Genomic DNA, 18501 nt, shown 5'->3' with positions numbered 1-18501 from the left:
CCCCTAGTGACTTCACGCCAACAAACGAGATCGCAATGACTCTTGCCCTGCCCGCCAATGCCGATGCGCTTGAAAACGGATTGATCGAAATTGCCCGCAAGGCCGGTGCAGCGATGATGGAAATCTACAAAACCGATTTCGACGTGCGGTCGAAGGATGATGCATCGCCCGTGACCGAGGCCGATGACGCGGCAGAGGCCGTTATTTTGCCGGGCCTGCGCGCACTGACCCCGGATGTTAAAATCGTCTCGGAAGAAAGTGCTGCGAAGGGCGATGTCCCGGACGTTAGTGCGGATACGGATTTTTTCTGGCTGGTGGATCCGCTGGACGGTACGAAGGAATTCATCAAACGCAATGGCGAGTTTACCGTCAATATCGCCCTGATATCCAAAGGTCAGCCGGTTCTGGGCGTGGTCTATGCCCCGGCGATTGAAAAGCTTTATTACGGCGGGCCCGATGGTGCGAAATTGATTGATGGCGATGCCGCCCCGGTCACAACCGACATCACCGTGCGCGACATGCCAGAAGACGGCGTTGTTGTGGTTGGATCACGATCGCATGGCGATCCCGAAGCCATGAAGGCGTTTCTCGGCGATCTTCCGGTCAAGGAACTGCGCCCGGCGGGAAGTTCGTTAAAGCTTTGTCTGGTGGCAGCGGGGGAAGCAGACCTTTATCCGCGCCTTGGCCCGACCATGGAATGGGACATCGGGGCCGGTCATGCGGTTTTGCTTGCTGCCGGTGGTCTGGTTGAAAATATGGATGGCAGCCGATTCCTTTATGGCAAAGCCGATTTTCGCAATCCGTTCTTCATCGCACGCAGCCCATCCGTTCCGGTAAAATACCAAGCGTAATTTGCCGCGCAGCGAAGGCATTGATAAATTAATACGCATGATCAGCGGCTTGTGTTGTGTGCAGCGCACATTATGTAGGCCGCTTTTGTTTCCGGTGAAGTTTTCATCGCAAAAACCCGCAGTTTTATTGACTTTTCGCGTATTTTAGATTACACACATCTTATCGCCACACACAGTGTAGGTGACGTAAATAGCCGCCGGAATCACGGCGACGCGGTCTTGTTTCACCACTGCAGGGCGAAACCGGGCTAGAGCGTAAATTGGAGCCGCCATTCTTTATGGCGGCTCTGCGCTGTTTGGGGAAAATCCCCCTTCTATGTCCCGATATTTTTAGCAATCCTCACCGTCAATTCCGCAATCGTCCTTGTCTTTGGCAAGTATCGTCGCTAGGTATTTGAGTAGCTTATCTTTTCAGAGATTGTTGCATGTGCCCTGCACTTACCATTCGCCCCTATTCCGAAGGTGCCTTAAGTCAGGCCGCAGGAAAACTGCGCGCGGGCGAATTGGTCGCCTTTCCGACAGAGACCGTTTACGGGTTGGGTGCGGATGCCACCAATGCCGATGCGGTTGCCGGTATTTATGCTGCCAAGAAGCGACCAAGCTTCAATCCCCTGATCAGTCATTTCCCCGACCGTGACGCTGCGGCCAAGCATGGTGTGTTTGACGCGCGTGCCGATAAACTTGCCGATGCATTCTGGCCCGGTGCCCTGACCCTTGTTCTGCCAAAACGCAAAGAAAGCACAGTGTGCGAGTTGGTAACAGCGGGCCTGCCCAGCATTGCGGTGCGTGTTCCGGCCCATCCGATGGCGCGTGAATTGCTGCGTGCGGTAAACCGCCCGATTGCCGCCCCGTCGGCCAACCGGTCCGGGCGCATCAGCCCGACGACGGCAGGCCATGTTGCCCATTCGCTGGGCAATGCCATTGGCATGATCCTTGACGGCGGGCCCTGTGGTGTTGGTTTGGAAAGTACGGTGATTGATCTGACGACGGATCGGGTGGTGATGTTGCGCCCGGGTGGCATCACGCGTGATCAGGTTGCCGACCTACTTGGCACCGATGTTGTCATGGCCGAAACCGATGACACTGCACCCAAAAGCCCCGGCATGCTGACCAGCCATTATGCGCCGGGCCTGCCTGTGCGCCTTGATGCCACCACCGCCAACACGGCGAAATACGGCAATGAAATCTTACTCGCGTTTGGCGATTGCACTACCAAGGGGTTTGATGCGGTTTTGTGGCTTTCGAAAAAGGGTGATGATGTTGAAGCTGCTGCCAATCTGTTTGCCAAGCTTCACGAAGCCGATCAGAAACGTTTTGACGGCATTGCGATTGCGCCGATCCCTGATCAGGGGCTTGGCCTTGCGATCAATGACCGGATGAAACGGGCCGCCGCCCCGCGCGCGCCGCACCCATCGCCTTAAGCGGAACCAACAATATGCCCTTTCTGCCCGATGCCGTGATCAACGAACTGAAAGACCTGCTTGGCCCCAAGGGCTGGAGCATGGATCTTGACGTTTTGACCACGCATAATCACGAGGCACGTGGCAAGTTCAAGGGCCATGCCGAACTTATCCTGTTCCCGGAAAACACCGACCAAGTTGCCAAGGCCGTTGCGATCTGTGCCGCACACAATATCAGCATCGTTCCGCAAGGCGGCAATACCGGGCGCTGTGGCGGTGCTGTGGCGGAACGTAAACAGGTTCTGGTGAACCTGAAACGCATGAACCGCATCATCGAAATTGATCCACGTGATTTCACGGCAACCGTCGAAGCCGGTGCGATCCTTCAGACCATTCAGGACGCCGCATCCGAACATGAACTGTTATTCCCCTTGTCGTTGGGGGCTGAAGGAAGCTGTCAAATCGGTGGGAACCTTGCGACCAATGCCGGTGGATTGAACGTTATTCGATATGGCAATGCGCGCGATCTTGTCCTGGGGCTTGAGGTCGTCTTGCCCGATGGCAGCATCTGGAACGGGTTATCAAAGCTTCGCAAGGACAATACCGGTTATGACCTGCGGGATCTGTTTATCGGGTCCGAGGGAACGCTTGGCATCATCACCAAGGCGAGTTTGAAGCTTTTTGTCCAGCCGATCCACATTGCCACCGCATGGATTGCCGTGCCATCGCCGGAATGCGCGATTGATCTTCTGGCCCTGTCGCGGCGTCACAGTGGCGATGCGGTATCGGCGTTTGAATTGCTAAGCCACTTTGCCCACGATCTGCCCGTCACCTATTTACCCAATCTGACACGCCCCTTGGCGACCAAGACGGACTGGCATGTTTTGATCGAGCTGACGTCTTCGCGCCCGGATGATGATTTGCAAGCGCTTCTTGTCGATTTGCTGGGCAAGGCGATTGAGATTGGTCTGGCAAGTGATGCGACACTTGCCCAATCAGATGCGCAGCGCAAAAACCTGTGGGCGATCCGCGAAGGCATCCCCGAAGCACAAGGGTTTGAAGGCGGATCGATCAAGCATGATGTGTCGGTTCCGGTATCACGTGTGCCTGATCTTCTCGAACGCGGCATGGCTGCGGCACAGGCGCTTATTCCCGGTATCCGCCCCTGCCCGTTCGGGCATGTGGGTGATGGCAATATCCACTTTAATTTCAGCCAGCCGGTTGGCATGGAGAAATCCGACTTTCTGGCACGTTGGGAAAGCTTGAACAGCGTCATTCACGACATCGTTGCCGATCTTGGCGGGTCGATCAGTGCCGAACACGGCATTGGCCAGCTTAAACGGGGTGAGCTGGCCCATTACGCCAGTGACGAGAAGATGAAACTGCTACGTGCGATCAAGTCGGCGATTGACCCGGACAACCATCTTAATCCCGGTAAAGTCGTTTAAGGCCGCAGCGCCTGCATCACCAACGGCACTGGCACTGGCACTCGCATGGGACCACCACTCCCGCATAGAAAAAGGGCGCCCCATAGGGACGCCCTTTCGACTTATTGTGTATCGAATGAGCTTATTCGCCCGGACCAGCCCATGGATCCATTGCGTTCAGCTTGTCCTGACGGCGTTCTTCGCCTGACTTGCCCCAGTCGCCACCGAAAGCTGCGGATTCCCATGAACCGTAGCTTGGGTTTGGCAACATGAACCAACGTTCGCCCCAATAGGTGCCGTATTTGTTCATGACTTCAAGGCGCTCATCAATGGTGCCTTCGATATCGTCGGTGAAATCACCGAAGTTATCACCAAACATCATGATGACGCGGTAATCGTCGGCAACGGCCTTACGGCGCGGTTCTTTGGCTGAACCCCATGCTTCGATCTCACCGCGCAGCATGACGTGTTTTTCATCCGCATACGGGAAACCATATTTTTTCAGGTTTTCAATCGTCGGGGCTTCTTCCGGTGCCTTACGATTTGAAATATAGAAAACTTCAACACCGTGTGCCGCAGCCGCCTTGGTGAATTCAAGCGCGCCCGGTGTCGGGGTCGAAACCATGTCATGAACGAATTTCGCCCAGGTTTTAGAACTGTAATAGGAATTTTCGGTCACAACCCAAGACTGATATTTAGAGTTATCGAGAACCGTTTCATCAACATCCAAAATCACGGCTGGCGGCTTGGCCATATAGTTGCCGTCCTGCTCAAGGGCGGCGGTCCAGCTGTGATCACCAATGGCAGCATCCAGCAAACGGGTCGCACCGGCAAATACTGACATCGCGGTCGTTTTATATTCGACCGAAGTTTGGAGCCAAAGTGTGCCGTTCAGACCATCATTCTGTGCAGGTTCTTGCGCCTGTGCGCCAAAGGCAACAAACGCACCGGTCGCCACAATGGCAGCAACGCCAAATGATTTAACAATAGAAGTCATTTTTATTCTCCCTGTTGGTTTCCCGTCCGGTGGATGTTGACCATCCAGACAAGATTGAACCAGCATGCCATCGCACCGCAGCAAATAAAAAGCCTTTTTCCAATATTCCAAGGAAAAAGGCTTATTAAGTTATTTTGACAATGCTGCCAGACGCAGGCCTTCAGGCCGTTCGGCGCTTTTCAAACGCTGTAAACCCGTCTTCAAGACCGGGTTCTTCATGAATGCGATCCACCCGCGCGTGCGGTGGTCCTTCATGGCAGGCCGTGATCATGGATTGCACGACATCGACCGGGCCACAGAAAACGGCTTCAACCGTATGATCGGTGCGATTGCGTACCCAGCCGGTCAGCCCCCGCTTGGTTGCCTGTTCAACCGTCCAGGCACGATACCAGACACCCTGAACCTTGCCTTCAATCCGCACTTGCACGGAAATATTGCCAGATCCGGTTGCGGGATCGGGACGCGTATCGGTCATGACAGGCCTCCTCCTTTGCCGGTTTGATCAGGGTCTGAACTCGCTTGAATTCAGGTCCTGATCGCCGATTACTTGGCACCCGGAATTTTGGCATGCAGATGGGCGGTGTCCTGAAACTTTTGTTTCTGCTCGTCCGATGCCGGTGCCTGATGGGTATCTTTCCATGCGTCATAGGTCATGCCATAGACGACTTCACGCGCCCCGTCATAATCCATTGCAACACCCTTTTCGCGCGCCGCTGCCAGATACCATTTCGACAGGCAATTGCGGCAGAACCCGGCAAGGTTCATCAGATCAATATTCTGAACGTCCTTACGGTCCTGCAGATGCGTGACCAAGCCCCGAAAAGCCGCCGCTTCAAGTTCAAGCCTGGTTTGCGGATCAAGATCGGCGGCCGGACCGTTGGCCAAGACAGCCTGTGTTGACATTTCAGAACCGGCGCAATCAGACATGTTCCATACTCCCTAAGGGCTCAAACTCACTCAAACTATGGCATCGGTCGATCGGATTTGTGCGGATGCCAGGAGCAAGACAGCAGGAAGATATACATCTTTCAATGTCTTGCGACAAAGCAGCCCGTGCAAATCCGGTCGATCGATAGACAGCTGTGATGACAGCAATCTCCATCGTCAACTCCCTTGACCGGGGACGAGCCCCGCTCTGCGGGAGCTTCCTTGTATCTCACTGTCATCACAGCTGCCGATGCTATAGTTTGAGTGAGTTTGAGCCCTTGTTCGGTGTTGTTCAAGTTGCTCGATCACCGAAGGCACATCCTTGATGGTTTCCGCCGTCACGACATTCTGATTGTCGATTTCGGTCTGGTCGACCATTTCATGGACCCAGGTGATTTCATAAGGAATGTGGATCGCAGCACCACCGCACGCAAGGACCGGCAAGATATCGGATTTCATCGAATTGCCGATCATGATCGCGTCTTCCGGCTCCACGCCATATCGGCCAAAGATATTGCGATAGGTTAGCGGATCTTTTTCCGAGACGATCTCGATCCCGTCAAACAGGTCTTCGAACCCGGACCGGTCGATTTTAAGCTGCTGGGCAATCAGATCGCCCTTGGTGATCAGAACCACCTTATAGCGCGGATTTTTCGCATATTGGTGCAACACATTTTCAGCCCCGTCAATGATACGGGTCGGCGCGCGCAACATGGATTTTCCGGTTTCGGCCAGTTTGTGGATGTCCTCGGCACTGATCTTGCGATCTGAAAGTTCAATCGCTGTTTCAATCATCGACAGGGTAAAGCCGGTGATGCCATAGCCATAGATCGAAAGATTGGCCAGTTCGGCCTGATACAAACGGTCATCGACCTGTTCTGCGGGAACATAATGACCGAGCATTTCGCGCAGCTGAATGTGGGCTTCGCGGAAAAGTGGCTCATTGTGCCACAGGGTATCATCGCCATCAAAAGCAATCAGTTTATACATAGTCACGCCTCGTTTCTTGTTATTGGATGGCCTTTGCATACGGGTATCAAACCCTTGATTAACGACCATATGGCACGCCAAATCCTGCGTAAAGCCCCGTTATGTGTATTTAATATGCGTTTGGATCGTTCGAAAGGGGTTGAAACGACAACAGTTTGAACAGGTTAAAACAAAAGACGCTGACGATTTGATCGCCAGCGCCTTTATCAAGCATCGCCACAGAGGGATCGGGCGGCCTATTCCTCTTTTTCAAACTCGATGATGATGGCATCAACCGACAGGTTTGCGCCCTGTTCGGCGTGGATTTTTTTCACCACGCCTTTGCTTTCGCATTTCAGGACGTTTTCCATTTTCATCGCTTCAAGAATGCAAAGCTCCTGCCCCGGCTGAACGGTCTGGCCTTCTTCGACCGAAACTTTGACCAGCAAGCCCGGCATCGGCGACAGCAGGAAGTTCGACATATCTGGCGGGGCCTTGAACGGCATCAGTTTTTGCAGTTCAGCAACGCGGGGCAACAACACCTTGAAGCCGCGCTGAACACCGTTCGAAGACAGTCGGAAACCAATGCCGTCAATATCGATCTGCACACAGACCGGTGCGCCATCAATTTCACCGACAAACATCGCATCGCCGATTTTCCAATCGGAAACAACGCCGTAACTGCGATCCCCGATCGCGACAATGTAATCGCCGTTAACACCGTCAAATTCGATATCAAACGGGGTGTGCTCATCGCCGCTGACCGCAACCCAGCTTTCGGCGATTTCCAGCGGATGATCGCTGACCTGTCCGGTGATGCCGGAATTACGTTCGACATAGCGTTGGTTAAGATAGGCCGCAACCACGATCAGGGTTGCCGGGTCATCATTTGGCAAATCATCAGAAGAGAACCCGTTGGGGTATTCTTCGGCAATGAAATTGGTGGTGATGTTGCCATCCTGGAACCGTTTATTGGCCATAACAGCGGCCAGGAACGGGATATTGTGCGAAATGCCACGAATGTAATAGGCATCAAGCGCGCTTCGCATTTCGGCAATCGCCTGATCACGGGTTTCGCCATAGGTGATCAGCTTTGCGACCATCGGATCGTAATACATCGAAATTTCGCCGCCTTCAAAGACGCCGGTATCGACACGCACCGTCGCACTTTCGGCTGGTGGCTGATAGCGCACCAGACGCCCGGTGGATGGCAGGAATTCGCGGAACGGGTCTTCGGCATAAACCCGGGTTTCCATCGCCCAGCCGGTCAGGGTGACGTCATCCTGTTTAAGGGTCAGTTCCTGACCATCAGCGATCTTGATCATCCATTCGACAAGGTCCTGACCGGTGACCAATTCGGTCACCGGATGTTCGACCTGAAGACGGGTGTTCATTTCAAGGAAGTAGAAATTTTTGTCCTTATCGACGATGAATTCCACCGTCCCGGCCGAACAATAATCAACAGCACGCGCGAGTGCGACGGCCTGTTCACCCATAGCTTTGCGGGTGGCGGGATCGATAAAGGGTGACGGGGCTTCTTCGACGACCTTCTGGTGGCGACGCTGTATTGAACACTCGCGTTCACCCAAATAAATCGCGTTGCCGTGCTTATCGGCCAGCACCTGAATTTCAATGTGGCGCGGTTCTTCGACGAACTTTTCGACAAAGACGCGGTCATCACCAAACGAGCTTGCGGCTTCCGACGTTGCGCGTTCGAACCCTTCGCGGCATTCGGCGTCATTGCGCGCAATACGCATGCCCTTGCCGCCACCGCCAGCCGATGCTTTGAGCATCACCGGATAGCCGACTTCATTGGCGATTTTAACCGCCTCGTCGGTATCCTTGATCACGCCCATATAGCCTGGAACGGTTGAAACACCGGCATCAGAAGCGATCTTTTTGGATGTGATTTTATCGCCCATGGCGGCAATTGCGCCGTTTGGCGGGCCGATGAAGGCAATTTTTTCGGCATCCAGCGCCTTGGCAAAGGCCTGATTTTCCGACAGGAACCCATAGCCCGGATGGACTGCCTGCGCCCCAGTGGATTTGCAGGCGGCAATGATCTTATCAATGATCAGATAGGACTGGTTGGTCGGGGCCGGGCCGATATGCACGGCCTCATCAGCCATTTGCACATGCAGGGCCGATTTATCGGCATCGGAATAAACCGCAACGGTTTTGATGCCCATTTTCCGGGCTGATTTGATCACACGGCAGGCAATTTCACCGCGGTTGGCAATCAGGATTTTCGTAAACATGGATGTCTCCCAATATGTCTTGGCGGCTTACAACGGAATGTTGCCGTGTTTCTTTTCCGGGTTCTTGATGTCTTTGTTGCGCAGCATACCCAGCGCCTTGCACACGCGCCGGCGCGTACCGTGCGGCATGATGACATCATCAATGAACCCCTTGCGACCCGCGACGAACGGGTTGGCGAATTTTTCGCGGTATTCTTCGGTGCGGGCCTCGATCTTGGCCGGATCATTCATATCCGCCCGGAAGATGATTTCGACCGCCCCCTTTGGCCCCATCACGGCAATTTCCGCCGTTGGCCAGGCATAATTGACATCGCCGCGCAGATGTTTCGACGCCATAACGTCATAGGCGCCACCGTAAGCTTTGCGCGTGATGACGGTGACTTTGGGGACGGTTGCCTCGGCATAGGCATAAAGAAGTTTCGCACCATGTTTGATGATGCCGCCATATTCCTGTGCAGTGCCCGGCATGAAGCCCGGAACATCAACAAAGGTCACAATCGGAATGTTATAGGCATCGCAGAAGCGCACAAAACGTGCAGCCTTTTTCGAACTGTCGATATCAAGGCAGCCGGCCAGAACCATGGGTTGGTTGGCAACAATACCGACCGTGCGGCCATCCATGCGCGCCATGCCAATGATGATGTTTTTGGCGTAATCGGACTGAACTTCAAAGAAGTCGCCTTCATCGACGACCTTGGTGATCAGTTCCTTCATGTCATAGGGCATGTTGGGGTTTTCGGGCACCAGGGTATCAAGCGAGATGTCATCACGCGTGATCGGGTCTTCGCACAGATGGGCGGGCGGGTCTTCCTTGTTACACAGCGGCAGGAAATCCATGAAACGCCGGGTCTGAAGCAAAAGATCGACATCATTGTCAAAGGCAAGGTCCGCCACACCCGACACACTGGTATGGGTGGATGCCCCGCCCAGTTGTTCATGGGTGACTTCTTCGTGGGTCACGGTTTTGACAACGTCCGGGCCGGTGACAAACATATAGGAGCTGTCACGTACCATGAAGATAAAGTCGGTCATGGCCGGGCTGTAAACAGCACCACCGGCACAGGGCCCCATGATCAGGGAAATTTGCGGAATGACGCCGGATGCCTCGACATTGCGTTGAAACACATCGGCATAGCCGGCAAGGCTTTCGACGCCTTCCTGAATACGGGCACCGCCTGAATCATTGATGCCGATCACAGGGGCGCCGACCTTCATCGCCTGATCCATGATCTTGCCTATTTTACGCGCATGTGCGCCCGAAAGTGCGCCGCCAAACACGGTGAAATCCTGTGAGAAGACAAAGACCAGACGGCCATTGATCGTGCCGTGGCCGGTCACCACACCATCGCCGGGAATGCGGTTTTCGGTCATGCCGAAATCCACACAATCATGTTCGACAAACATGTCCCATTCTTCGAACGACCCAACATCAAGCAACACATCAAGCCGCTCTCGCGCGGTAAGCTTGCCTTTGGCGTGTTGATTATCAATGCGGCGCTGACCACCGCCCATGGCGGCTTCGGCGCGTTTCGCTTCGAGTTTGGCGACGATATCTTGCATATTGCGTTTTCCTTGCTGTAACCGGCCGGTCCGCGCATTTCGCCCAATGCACGGGTCATGGGATTCAAATAGCATTATTCGGTACTGGAATGCCAATTATTTTTAGCATTGTCGAGGCACAACAAAAATCGGCGCAAACGCCTGATTTCCCTAACGTCATCCCGATATATGAGATTGGGCTGGACTAAAGTCTAGACACGGCTGAATTGTCACAGAGCCGGATCAACCTGATTTCGCGTTGATCACTGCTCCACCCAAGACTCAAAAAAGCAGGCCCGGCTAACAGAGCACGGTTTTGAAATCGACAAATTTCGGACTGTTGCCAACTGCAACAACAGCCCCAGATTAACAGTCCGTTGCGAGTAATTTCTTATTTTGAATAATCACAGAATAACTTTCCAAGAAGTTATTTATCTCTAAAACACTCGCACACAGACTTACAATTCCATGAAATACTACCCAAGCCTGCATAGGTCGTTTTTTTTGGGGAGGGGAGAGTAACTGCATGAACTCTAATCGGAAGAATCAAAAATGCCCGTGTGGCAGCGGTAGAAAGCTCAGATATTGCCACGGCAGAAAACTGAACCTTCCTGCACCAGATAGGGTTTGCTCAATAGATATCGACAGCAAAAACAACAACATAATTGTTGTATCAAAAGACATGCTAATCAATCAATTAAAACGTGACGGCCCCAAAATTGCTAAATCGTTTGATAAAATATTGTCAAAAGACATTGATGAAATCAGTGAGCTATTTTCAGTGTCTTCATCTTTACTACGCCGCCATTTTAAGCCTAACGATAAAAGCTTCAAATCCACGTGCGCGGGACTCTTATCAAGTAGTCAGACAACCTTTTTAGCTAGCATCGAAGTTGCTCGTCACGGATTCCGGCTCCCATATGGAACTCTTGCTCGACAAATCATCGAAACGCTCTGCACTATTCTAGACTTGGCAACTGACGAGGAATCACTATCAAAATTCCACGATGGAAACCTAAAATCCACGAAGTCGGTCACAAAGGCCAAAAAACTCATACCAAACATCGGTGAAATATATGGAATGTACAGCAACGAGTTTACTCACATCAGCAATACCCATTCCAAACTTCACCCTGTATCCCTCTACAAAGAAAGCGACTCTGAATTAGGATTTATACTACCGTCAATAAAATCGAACACTTGGATGATCTACATCATATCGGAATTGATATTCCACAATGACATCAGTCAGCCCCGCTACTGGAAAAGCGACGGGAACAACGGTTACAATTTCGCTCCATCTGATGAGGAAATTGCATGGGCTGAGAGATTTCTCGGGACACCAACAATGAAAACGGAGACGAACTAGTCCCTCAAGGATTCCAATGCCCTAACTCACAAAAGATCCAGATAACGGCCCGTTGCCAGAAGTTCGGCCTGATGACGATCCCGGCGGATGACGGCTTCGGCGTCGTCGCCCCATTGTTCGATGGCATATTCGTCATCAAGCATGGCGCATTCAAATGCCTTCTGCGCATCAATATGGCCTTTGACCGTTGCCAGGCCAATGATCACGGATCCCGACACCGTCGTCAGGCCATGCAAAGCCGTCAGGTAATAGTCATCCAGGCCTTCGACATGATCCTGCAGACGCAGCAAGGCGTGATCATCCTGATCGATCGGCATGACGCCTTCGGTCACGGCCAAGGCAACGCCAAGATCACTTTGCGCCCAATCGAGAAGCGGCTGCCATGCCTTTGCCTGACGTTCAATCAGGTCTTCGGGGAATGTCGCCCGGTAGCACAACAGGTCAGACCGCCCATACCCGACAATCTCGCCAATCACCATGGGACGGTGATGCGCCACACGGTCGATGGCGGTTGCAGCACGCTGCATGATCGGCATGGTATGGGGCAGGATTTTTTCACCCTGTGCTTCCCATTCGGCCGCAATTTCTTGCGCCAGAACTTCGGAAGGCAAGAGAAACTCGGCCTTTGCCGGTGATTTCACCGCACGCCCATCAAGATGCACGCGCCAGCCCGAACCGCTGTCATCTGCGACAGCTTCGGCTTTTTTATAGAATCGATTGATCGTTTTTGTAAGCATGATCGCCATATGCCTAAAAGCGGCGCCCTGTGCAAGGGGTTTAACAGGCACAGATCGCCAAATGAGCGATTATCAAGAAATTATGTATAATTTTTGGTCAATTTACCCCATTGACCAAAAAACAAACACCCTTACTGTGCGATATGGAAATTACAAACCCGCGAAAAGCGGGCGAATTCGCGACATGGCATGTACATTGCTATGTCATCAGGGAATTTATTCGGGTTCAGGGTCGGCATAATCGGCCCGAAACAGGAGGCTTCTTATAAAATGACCACGTTTACGAACCGACTATTAGGTGCGGCTGTTGGTGCGGCATTCGCACTTGGCGCACATTCGGCTATGGCTGAAATGGCGATCAAATTTTCACTTGATTGGAAATATGAAGGCCCGGCGGCACCGTATCTTCTGGCCAAGAAGAACGGATATTTTGACGAAGAAGGTCTGGATGTGACCATTGATTCGGGCAATGGCTCGGTCGGGGCGATCACCCGCGTTGCCAGTGGTGCTTATGACGTATCGCTTGCCGATATCAACTCGCTGGTCGAGTTCAATGCATCGAACCCGGACCGGGCGATGAAATCGATCTTTATGGTCTATGACCGCCCGCCTTTCGCGCTGTTCATGCTCAAGAAATCAGGCATCACCAAACCAGAAGACCTGATTGGCAAGACCCTTGGCGCACCGGTCTTTGATGCATCGCGCAAACTGTATCCGGCATTTGCATCGGCAACCGGCCTTGAGCTGGATGCCGTGACTTGGGAAAGCATGGACCCGCCGCTTCGTGAACCGATGTTGGTGCGTGGCGATGTGGATGCGATTTCCGGTCACTATTTCACCTCGGTGCTGAACTTGCAGGCACAGGGTATTACCAAAGATGACCTGACCGTCTTCCAATACAAAGATTTCGGCATGGACTTCTATGGCAACGGCCTTCTGGCATCGCCAGAAATGATGGAAGATCATCCTGAAGAATTGCGCGGCTTCCTGCGCGGTGTGGTTAAAGGCTGGCGTGCAGCCATTGCCGACCCGGCATCGGCCATCGCAGCCCTTAAAGAAGTCGATCCGCTGATCGATTCTGATCTGGAATTGCAGCGTCTTCAGATGGCGATTGATGAAAACGTCGTCACCCCTGATAGCATTGCAAACGGCATGGGCCTTGTGAAAACCGACCGTATGGCAAAGGCCATCGATCAGGTTGCACTGGCATTCGGCTTTGAAAACAAGCCAACCGTTGGCGATGTCTTCACCGATATCTTTATGCCGGGCGAAGAAGACCGTAAGATCAAGTAATCACCTTTGATATCCGGGGCGGCTGTGCTGCCCCGGATCACTTTGATCCAAACATATAATAAAAACGACCGAGACAAGCAGGGGGAATAACTGCAGTGTCGAAGAGCTTTGTCGAACTCAATAACGTGACACTTCGCTATAGCGAAGGCGATGAACTGGCACTTGATACCACCAACATGAAGATCGACAAGGGTGAGTTTATCGCTGTTGTTGGTCCGTCCGGTTGTGGCAAGTCTTCCTTGCTTAAGCTGGTATCCGGCCTGATGCCCGCCTCTGAGGGTTCCGTCATTGTGGATAATCAGGAAGTCACCGGGCCGCTCAAGATTGTTGGCATGGCGTTTCAGAACCCGACCCTTTTGCCATGGCGCACCACGCTTGATAACGTGCTGTTGCCCATGGAAATCGTCAAACCGCATCGCAATCGCCTGCGCAAGCATCGCGCAGAATATGAGGAACGTGCCCGCAAACTTCTGGCAAGTGTTGGCCTTGAAGGCCACGAAGGCAAATTTCCATGGGAACTATCGGGTGGCATGCAACAGCGCGCGTCCCTTTGCCGGTCCTTGATCCATGAACCTGATTTGTTGATGCTGGACGAGCCGTTTGGCGCCCTTGATGCCTTCACCCGTGAAGAGCTTTGGGACATTTTGCAGAACCTTTGGATGGTGCGTCCCTTTACCGTCATTCTGGTGACCCACGATCTGCGCGAAGCTTCCTATCTGGCGGACACAATTTATGTGATGTCCAAACGTCCGGGTAAAATTCTGGTTGAACGTAAAAACACCCTGCCCCGTCCACGGGATCAGGAAGTGACCTTTACCCCGCCTTTCATTGATCTTGTCCACGAATTGCGCAGTCACATCCGTGACGTGCGAGAATCTTGAAGGGGGACGGGCAGATATTATGACCAAGAAACTCAACCTTTCCAAAGCAGCCCCGTGGCTTAGTGCAATCGGCCTGTTCGTCCTGTGGGAATTGATTGTCCGCATTTTCAAAATCCCGCCCTATGTCCTGCCAACCCCGTCCGAAAGCCTCATTGTCGGCTGGCAGTATCATGAAGCGATCTGGATGCATGCGGTTCATACGCTTTATACAACGCTGGCGGGCTTTGCCATTGCGGTGGTGTTTGGCGTGGTCCTTGGGGCCCTTGTCGGATCAAGCCGGGCGATTTATGACGCAGCCAATCCGCTTTTGGTCGGGTTTAACTCCGTCCCGAAAGTTGCCCTTGTCCCAGTTCTGGTCATGTGGTTTGGCATCGGAACCGTTCCGGCAATCATCACCGCGTTCCTGATTTCGTTCTTCCCGATTGTTGTCAATGTGGCGACCGGGCTTGCAACGCTTGAGCCGGAATTACGCGATGTGTTGCGCTCCCTTGGCGCCACCCGCCGTGACATCCTGATCAAGGTCGGGTTCCCGCGCGCCATGCCGTATTTCTTTGCATCGCTTAAAGTCGCGATCACGCTGGCCTTTGTCGGATCGGTGATTTCCGAAACGGTGGCATCGAATGTCGGCGTCGGGTATCTGATGCTGTCAGCATCGTCGAAATTCAACATGCCGCTGGTGTTTGCCGGTCTTCTGGTGATCGCGGTGATGGGGATTGCGATGTATGAAATCTTTAACGTCATTGAACGCCGTTCGACCAAATGGGCCAATCGCGGCAATCAAAGCGTTTAAGAAACTCAGACCCGTTCAAAGATTAAAAGCAAGAAGGCCGGGCATCATGCCCGGCCTTCTTTGTTGCGCACAAGATCCGTGATCCGCGCTATGCCTTGTTCAGATGATATTTAAAGAACGCCATGGTGCGTTCCCAGGCAAGCATGGCATCCTCGCTGTCATAGCGGCCACCGGTCGGGTTGGCGAACGCATGATCGGCGTCATACCAATAGAATTTATAAAGCGACTTGCCCCCGATCCGTAAGGACCGCTCAAAGCCATCCACCATTTCCTTGTTGATGCTTTTATCAAGGCTACCGAAATGCCCCATCAAAGGCGCGTTCAAGGTCGCAACCTGTTCGGGTGTTTTATTGACATTGCCGTAATAGATCACAGCCGCATCAATATCGGTTGCAAGGGCGGTATTAAGCGACCAGCCACCGCCAAAGCACCAGCCAACCGATCCGACCTTACCTGTTGAATCCTTATGGTTTCTCAGGAACTCGACCGATGACTGCAATTTGCGCGTTGCGGCGACCGGGTCCATCCCCGACATCAAGGCACGCGCACCATCGGGTGTGGTTGCAGGTGGTTGACCATACAGATCAACCGCAAGGGCGATATATCCCTGTTTGGCATATTCCGCAGCAACTGCACGGATATGATCATTAAGCCCCCACCATTCATGGATCAGAATGACGGTCGGCGCAGGCAAGGTTGCCGGCATGGCGATTTCGGCCACCATGCTCTCACCTTCCGGCGTGGTGATGGTGACCTTATCAAGCATCGACCCCGCCGCATGGGCCAGCATCGGGTCGGCAAGAATAACTGCGAGTGGCAGGGCAACAGCACCTTTGAGAAACAGTCGGCGATCTTCGTCGGTTGCCTTGGGTGGCGGACCGAGATGTTCGTTGGAACCACATCCATCAAGCGTACACATGTTCAAGCCTCCTCTGATTCTTGTTTGTTGGATTTCCATCATTTGCGACAGCATGCCTGATTGGCAAATGACAATCGTGTCATCTGCGTTCAATCAGCCACTTGGTTGCCGTCTGGTTCTTTACGACATTGTTGCGCAATAAGATCAGGACATCGGACAGCTTTCAAGAAACTGCCGCTTGCGAATGCGTCCCTCAGCTGATTTAACGGGGCAATATTACGCTATTGCTGCAAGGAAATATCATGCGCACCATCGAAACCGTTCTGTTTGACCTTGGGGGTGTTCTTGTCGATTGGGACCCGCGTCATCTGTATCGCAAGATCTTTGACGATCCGGCCGAGATGGAAAAGTTCCTGAATGAAGTTTGTCATCCGCATTGGAATTTCCTGCATGATAAGGGTGCGCTAAGCTTTGCCAATTCGATCCCGGATTTGCAGCATCGCTATCCGCACTATCATGATGAAATTGCCGCATGGCAGGACCGCTGGCCGGAAATGATGAAAAGTGCGATTGAACGCACGGTCGCCATTCTTGAAGATTTGAAAACACGCAAGAAAGTCCGCCTGTTCGCCCTGACCAACTGGTCGGCGGAAACCTGGCCGCATGCCTTGGAACGGTTTGAATTTTTGAACCATTTCGAAGGCATTCTGGTGTCCGGTCAGGAAAAACTCGCCAAACCTGATCCACGGATTTTTGATCTGGTCTGTGAACGGTTCAAACTGAACCCGCGCGAAACGCTGTTTATCGATGACACTGAAAAGAACATCCAGCAAGCCCGCGAAATGGGTTTTCACACCCATTGGTTCCGTGATCCGGTCAAATTGCAGCGTGAACTGATCGAAGAACGCTTGTTCTAAAACCTGTAACGATCCGACATGGCAAAGGGCACCTCAATAGGTGCCCTTTTTCGTACGTTCGGTCCTGTTGGTCTTTACAGGTTTCTATTTGCGTGATGTGCGCAGGTAATTGGCAAAACATTCGCCAAAGACAAATTCCCAGCCCGAAAGATACCCATCGCGCAAGGTGGGTGCGATTTCGCCGAGATTTTCCCATGCTTTATGTTCAAGCCGGATCACGCAACGACCAAAGTCATTGAGATCAAAGCTCACATCAACCAGGGTAAAGTCGCCTGCACTCCATCCCGGATGCCAGGTAAAGGATAGATGTTCGCCGGGCTGCCATTTTTTAACGGTGCCCCAAATCACATCTTTTTGCCCCTTGGCACGCTCAATGATCTTTCCATCAACGCCTGAGCCGAACTCAATCGCGATACAGTCCTTTTTGGACAGGGAATGACTGTCAGTCGGCCACCAGTTACCAAATCCTTTGGTAAAGGCGTCAAACGCATCTTCTGGATCAATTGCCACGGTCAATTCAAAGCGGATTGGGGCAAGTTCGGGATTTTTAAGCGGCGTCACGGTTATTTTCCCAAATCTTGTCGAGAACAAAGGCAAGTTCGTCAAAATGGCTAATCACGGCATGCGCACCTGATGCATGCAGCGTATCAACGTCATGATAGCCCCAATCAACGCCAATGGCGATCATTCCTGCTGCACGGCCCATTTCGATATCATAGCTGGTATCGCCGACAATCACCGCATTGGGTGCATCAACGCCGGTTTCTTCAAGGGCTGCCATCAACATCGCCGGATTGGGTTTTGACGGATGATTGTCGCAGGTCTGGAGCGTTACGAAACGACCTTCCAGTTCATTGCGCGCCAAAACAGCATCAAGCCCACGGCGGGCTTTACCCGTCGCCACACCGCTGAGCCATTGGCGACGATCAAGTTCGGCAAGAACTTCGCACACACCGGGGAAAAGCGGTTCGTGGAAATCAGGTGTTTGGCGCAGGGCAAAGAACGCGTTCTTATAAGCAGCCGTCACCGCATCAATCAGATCAATTTCAATACGCTTGGGGGCTGCCAGCTTTGAAATGGCTTCTGGCAGGCTCAGACCAATGATTGTGCGGGTGTTTTCCAATCCCGGGCAATCCAGCCCATGCTCGGAAAACGCATGATCCATGCAATGTGCAATCGCATGCTGGCTATCAACAAGGGTACCGTCACAATCAAATATTACAAGTCTAAGCGGGTCATTGGCCATGTGGGGTCTTTCATCCTGATTTTCAGAAAGGCGGAGACTAA

18 protein-coding genes are annotated in these 18501 nt (G+C 52.7%); 8 read left to right on the top strand and 10 right to left on the bottom strand.

Annotated features, from left to right (window positions below; all coding sequences use genetic code 11):
- Positions 1-35 precede the first annotated feature (35 nt).
- The 3 genes from cysQ (at position 36) to ACQ0MK_RS03675 (ending at position 3699) form a co-directional block, all read left to right on the top strand.
- The gene (gene cysQ / locus ACQ0MK_RS03685; protein WP_430474859.1) at positions 36-851 is read left to right on the top strand and encodes a 3'(2'),5'-bisphosphate nucleotidase CysQ; all 816 of its coding nucleotides are present in this window, start codon (positions 36-38) and stop codon (positions 849-851) included.
- 425 nt (positions 852-1276) lie between these two features.
- Complete coding sequence (locus ACQ0MK_RS03680; protein WP_430474858.1) at positions 1277-2272, top strand: L-threonylcarbamoyladenylate synthase; 996 nt, start codon at positions 1277-1279, stop codon at positions 2270-2272.
- 14 nt (positions 2273-2286) lie between these two features.
- Positions 2287-3699 carry an FAD-binding oxidoreductase gene (locus ACQ0MK_RS03675; RefSeq protein ID WP_430474857.1) on the top strand — a complete coding sequence of 471 codons (1413 nt, stop codon included), beginning with the start codon at positions 2287-2289 and terminating at the stop codon, positions 3697-3699.
- A 121-nt stretch (positions 3700-3820) separates the two neighbouring features.
- Here the strand turns inward: ACQ0MK_RS03675 and ACQ0MK_RS03670 are convergent, their stop codons facing one another.
- The 6 genes from ACQ0MK_RS03670 to ACQ0MK_RS03645 form a co-directional block, all read right to left on the bottom strand.
- Positions 3821-4675, bottom strand: a complete 855-nt coding sequence (locus ACQ0MK_RS03670) for a 5'-nucleotidase, lipoprotein e(P4) family (RefSeq protein WP_430474856.1) — start codon at positions 4673-4675, stop codon at positions 3821-3823.
- Positions 4676-4835: 160 nt separating this feature from the next.
- A complete protein-coding gene (locus ACQ0MK_RS03665) occupies positions 4836-5150 on the bottom strand; it encodes an acylphosphatase (protein ID WP_430474855.1) in 315 nt (104 codons plus the stop codon).
- Positions 5151-5218: 68 nt separating this feature from the next.
- Positions 5219-5602 carry a DUF1244 domain-containing protein gene (locus tag ACQ0MK_RS03660; protein ID WP_430474854.1) on the bottom strand — a complete coding sequence of 128 codons (384 nt, stop codon included), beginning with the start codon at positions 5600-5602 and terminating at the stop codon, positions 5219-5221.
- 177 nt (positions 5603-5779) lie between these two features.
- Positions 5780-6592 (bottom strand): HAD family hydrolase, encoded by an 813-nt coding sequence (locus ACQ0MK_RS03655; RefSeq protein WP_430476002.1) that lies wholly within the window; start codon positions 6590-6592, stop codon positions 5780-5782.
- Positions 6593-6828: 236 nt separating this feature from the next.
- Positions 6829-8829 (bottom strand): acetyl-CoA carboxylase biotin carboxylase subunit, encoded by a 2001-nt coding sequence (gene accC, locus ACQ0MK_RS03650; RefSeq protein WP_430474853.1) that lies wholly within the window; start codon positions 8827-8829, stop codon positions 6829-6831.
- Between the two features lie 27 nt (positions 8830-8856).
- Positions 8857-10389, bottom strand: a complete 1533-nt coding sequence (locus ACQ0MK_RS03645; RefSeq protein WP_350047192.1) for an acyl-CoA carboxylase subunit beta — start codon at positions 10387-10389, stop codon at positions 8857-8859.
- Positions 10390-10894: 505 nt separating this feature from the next.
- On the opposite strand from ACQ0MK_RS03645, the gene ACQ0MK_RS03640 reads away from it, so the two are divergent.
- On the top strand, positions 10895-11737 hold the full coding sequence (locus tag ACQ0MK_RS03640) for an SEC-C domain-containing protein (RefSeq protein ID WP_430474852.1): 843 nt from the start codon (positions 10895-10897) through the stop codon (positions 11735-11737).
- A 26-nt stretch (positions 11738-11763) separates the two neighbouring features.
- Here ACQ0MK_RS03640 and ACQ0MK_RS03635 read toward each other — a convergent pair whose 3' ends face one another.
- A complete protein-coding gene (locus ACQ0MK_RS03635; protein WP_430474851.1) occupies positions 11764-12474 on the bottom strand; it encodes an ATP12 family chaperone protein in 711 nt (236 codons plus the stop codon).
- Positions 12475-12744: 270 nt separating this feature from the next.
- Here ACQ0MK_RS03635 and ACQ0MK_RS03630 point away from each other — a divergent pair, with 270 nt between their 5' ends.
- The 3 genes from ACQ0MK_RS03630 (at position 12745) to ACQ0MK_RS03620 (ending at position 15438) form a co-directional block, all read left to right on the top strand.
- Positions 12745-13767, top strand: coding sequence for an ABC transporter substrate-binding protein (locus tag ACQ0MK_RS03630; protein ID WP_430474850.1), 1023 nt, complete (start codon positions 12745-12747; stop codon positions 13765-13767).
- A gap of 95 nt (positions 13768-13862) precedes the next feature.
- Positions 13863-14648, top strand: a complete 786-nt coding sequence (locus ACQ0MK_RS03625; RefSeq protein WP_430474849.1) for an ABC transporter ATP-binding protein — start codon at positions 13863-13865, stop codon at positions 14646-14648.
- A gap of 19 nt (positions 14649-14667) precedes the next feature.
- A complete protein-coding gene (locus ACQ0MK_RS03620; RefSeq protein ID WP_430474848.1) occupies positions 14668-15438 on the top strand; it encodes an ABC transporter permease in 771 nt (256 codons plus the stop codon).
- A gap of 88 nt (positions 15439-15526) precedes the next feature.
- Here ACQ0MK_RS03620 and ACQ0MK_RS03615 read toward each other — a convergent pair whose 3' ends face one another.
- A complete protein-coding gene (locus tag ACQ0MK_RS03615; protein ID WP_430474847.1) occupies positions 15527-16357 on the bottom strand; it encodes a dienelactone hydrolase family protein in 831 nt (276 codons plus the stop codon).
- 242 nt (positions 16358-16599) lie between these two features.
- Between ACQ0MK_RS03615 and ACQ0MK_RS03610 the strand changes: the two genes are divergently transcribed.
- The gene (locus ACQ0MK_RS03610) at positions 16600-17214 is read left to right on the top strand and encodes an HAD family hydrolase (RefSeq protein WP_430474846.1); all 615 of its coding nucleotides are present in this window, start codon (positions 16600-16602) and stop codon (positions 17212-17214) included.
- An 84-nt stretch (positions 17215-17298) separates the two neighbouring features.
- Here ACQ0MK_RS03610 and ACQ0MK_RS03605 read toward each other — a convergent pair whose 3' ends face one another.
- Together ACQ0MK_RS03605 and ACQ0MK_RS03600 are read right to left on the bottom strand one after the other, a co-directional pair.
- Positions 17299-17775, bottom strand: coding sequence for an SRPBCC domain-containing protein (locus ACQ0MK_RS03605; RefSeq protein WP_430474845.1), 477 nt, complete (start codon positions 17773-17775; stop codon positions 17299-17301).
- A complete protein-coding gene (locus ACQ0MK_RS03600) occupies positions 17762-18460 on the bottom strand; it encodes an HAD-IA family hydrolase (RefSeq protein ID WP_430474844.1) in 699 nt (232 codons plus the stop codon). The genes ACQ0MK_RS03605 and ACQ0MK_RS03600 overlap by 14 nt, the downstream gene beginning before the upstream one ends.
- Positions 18461-18501 lie beyond the last annotated feature (41 nt).

The organism is Thalassospira lucentensis, assembly GCF_050516545.1.
GTDB classification, from domain to species: Bacteria; Pseudomonadota; Alphaproteobacteria; order Rhodospirillales; family Thalassospiraceae; genus Thalassospira; species Thalassospira lucentensis_C.
The sequence above is the reverse complement of the archived record's forward strand: the minus strand, read 5'-3'. Positions and strand labels throughout refer to the sequence as shown.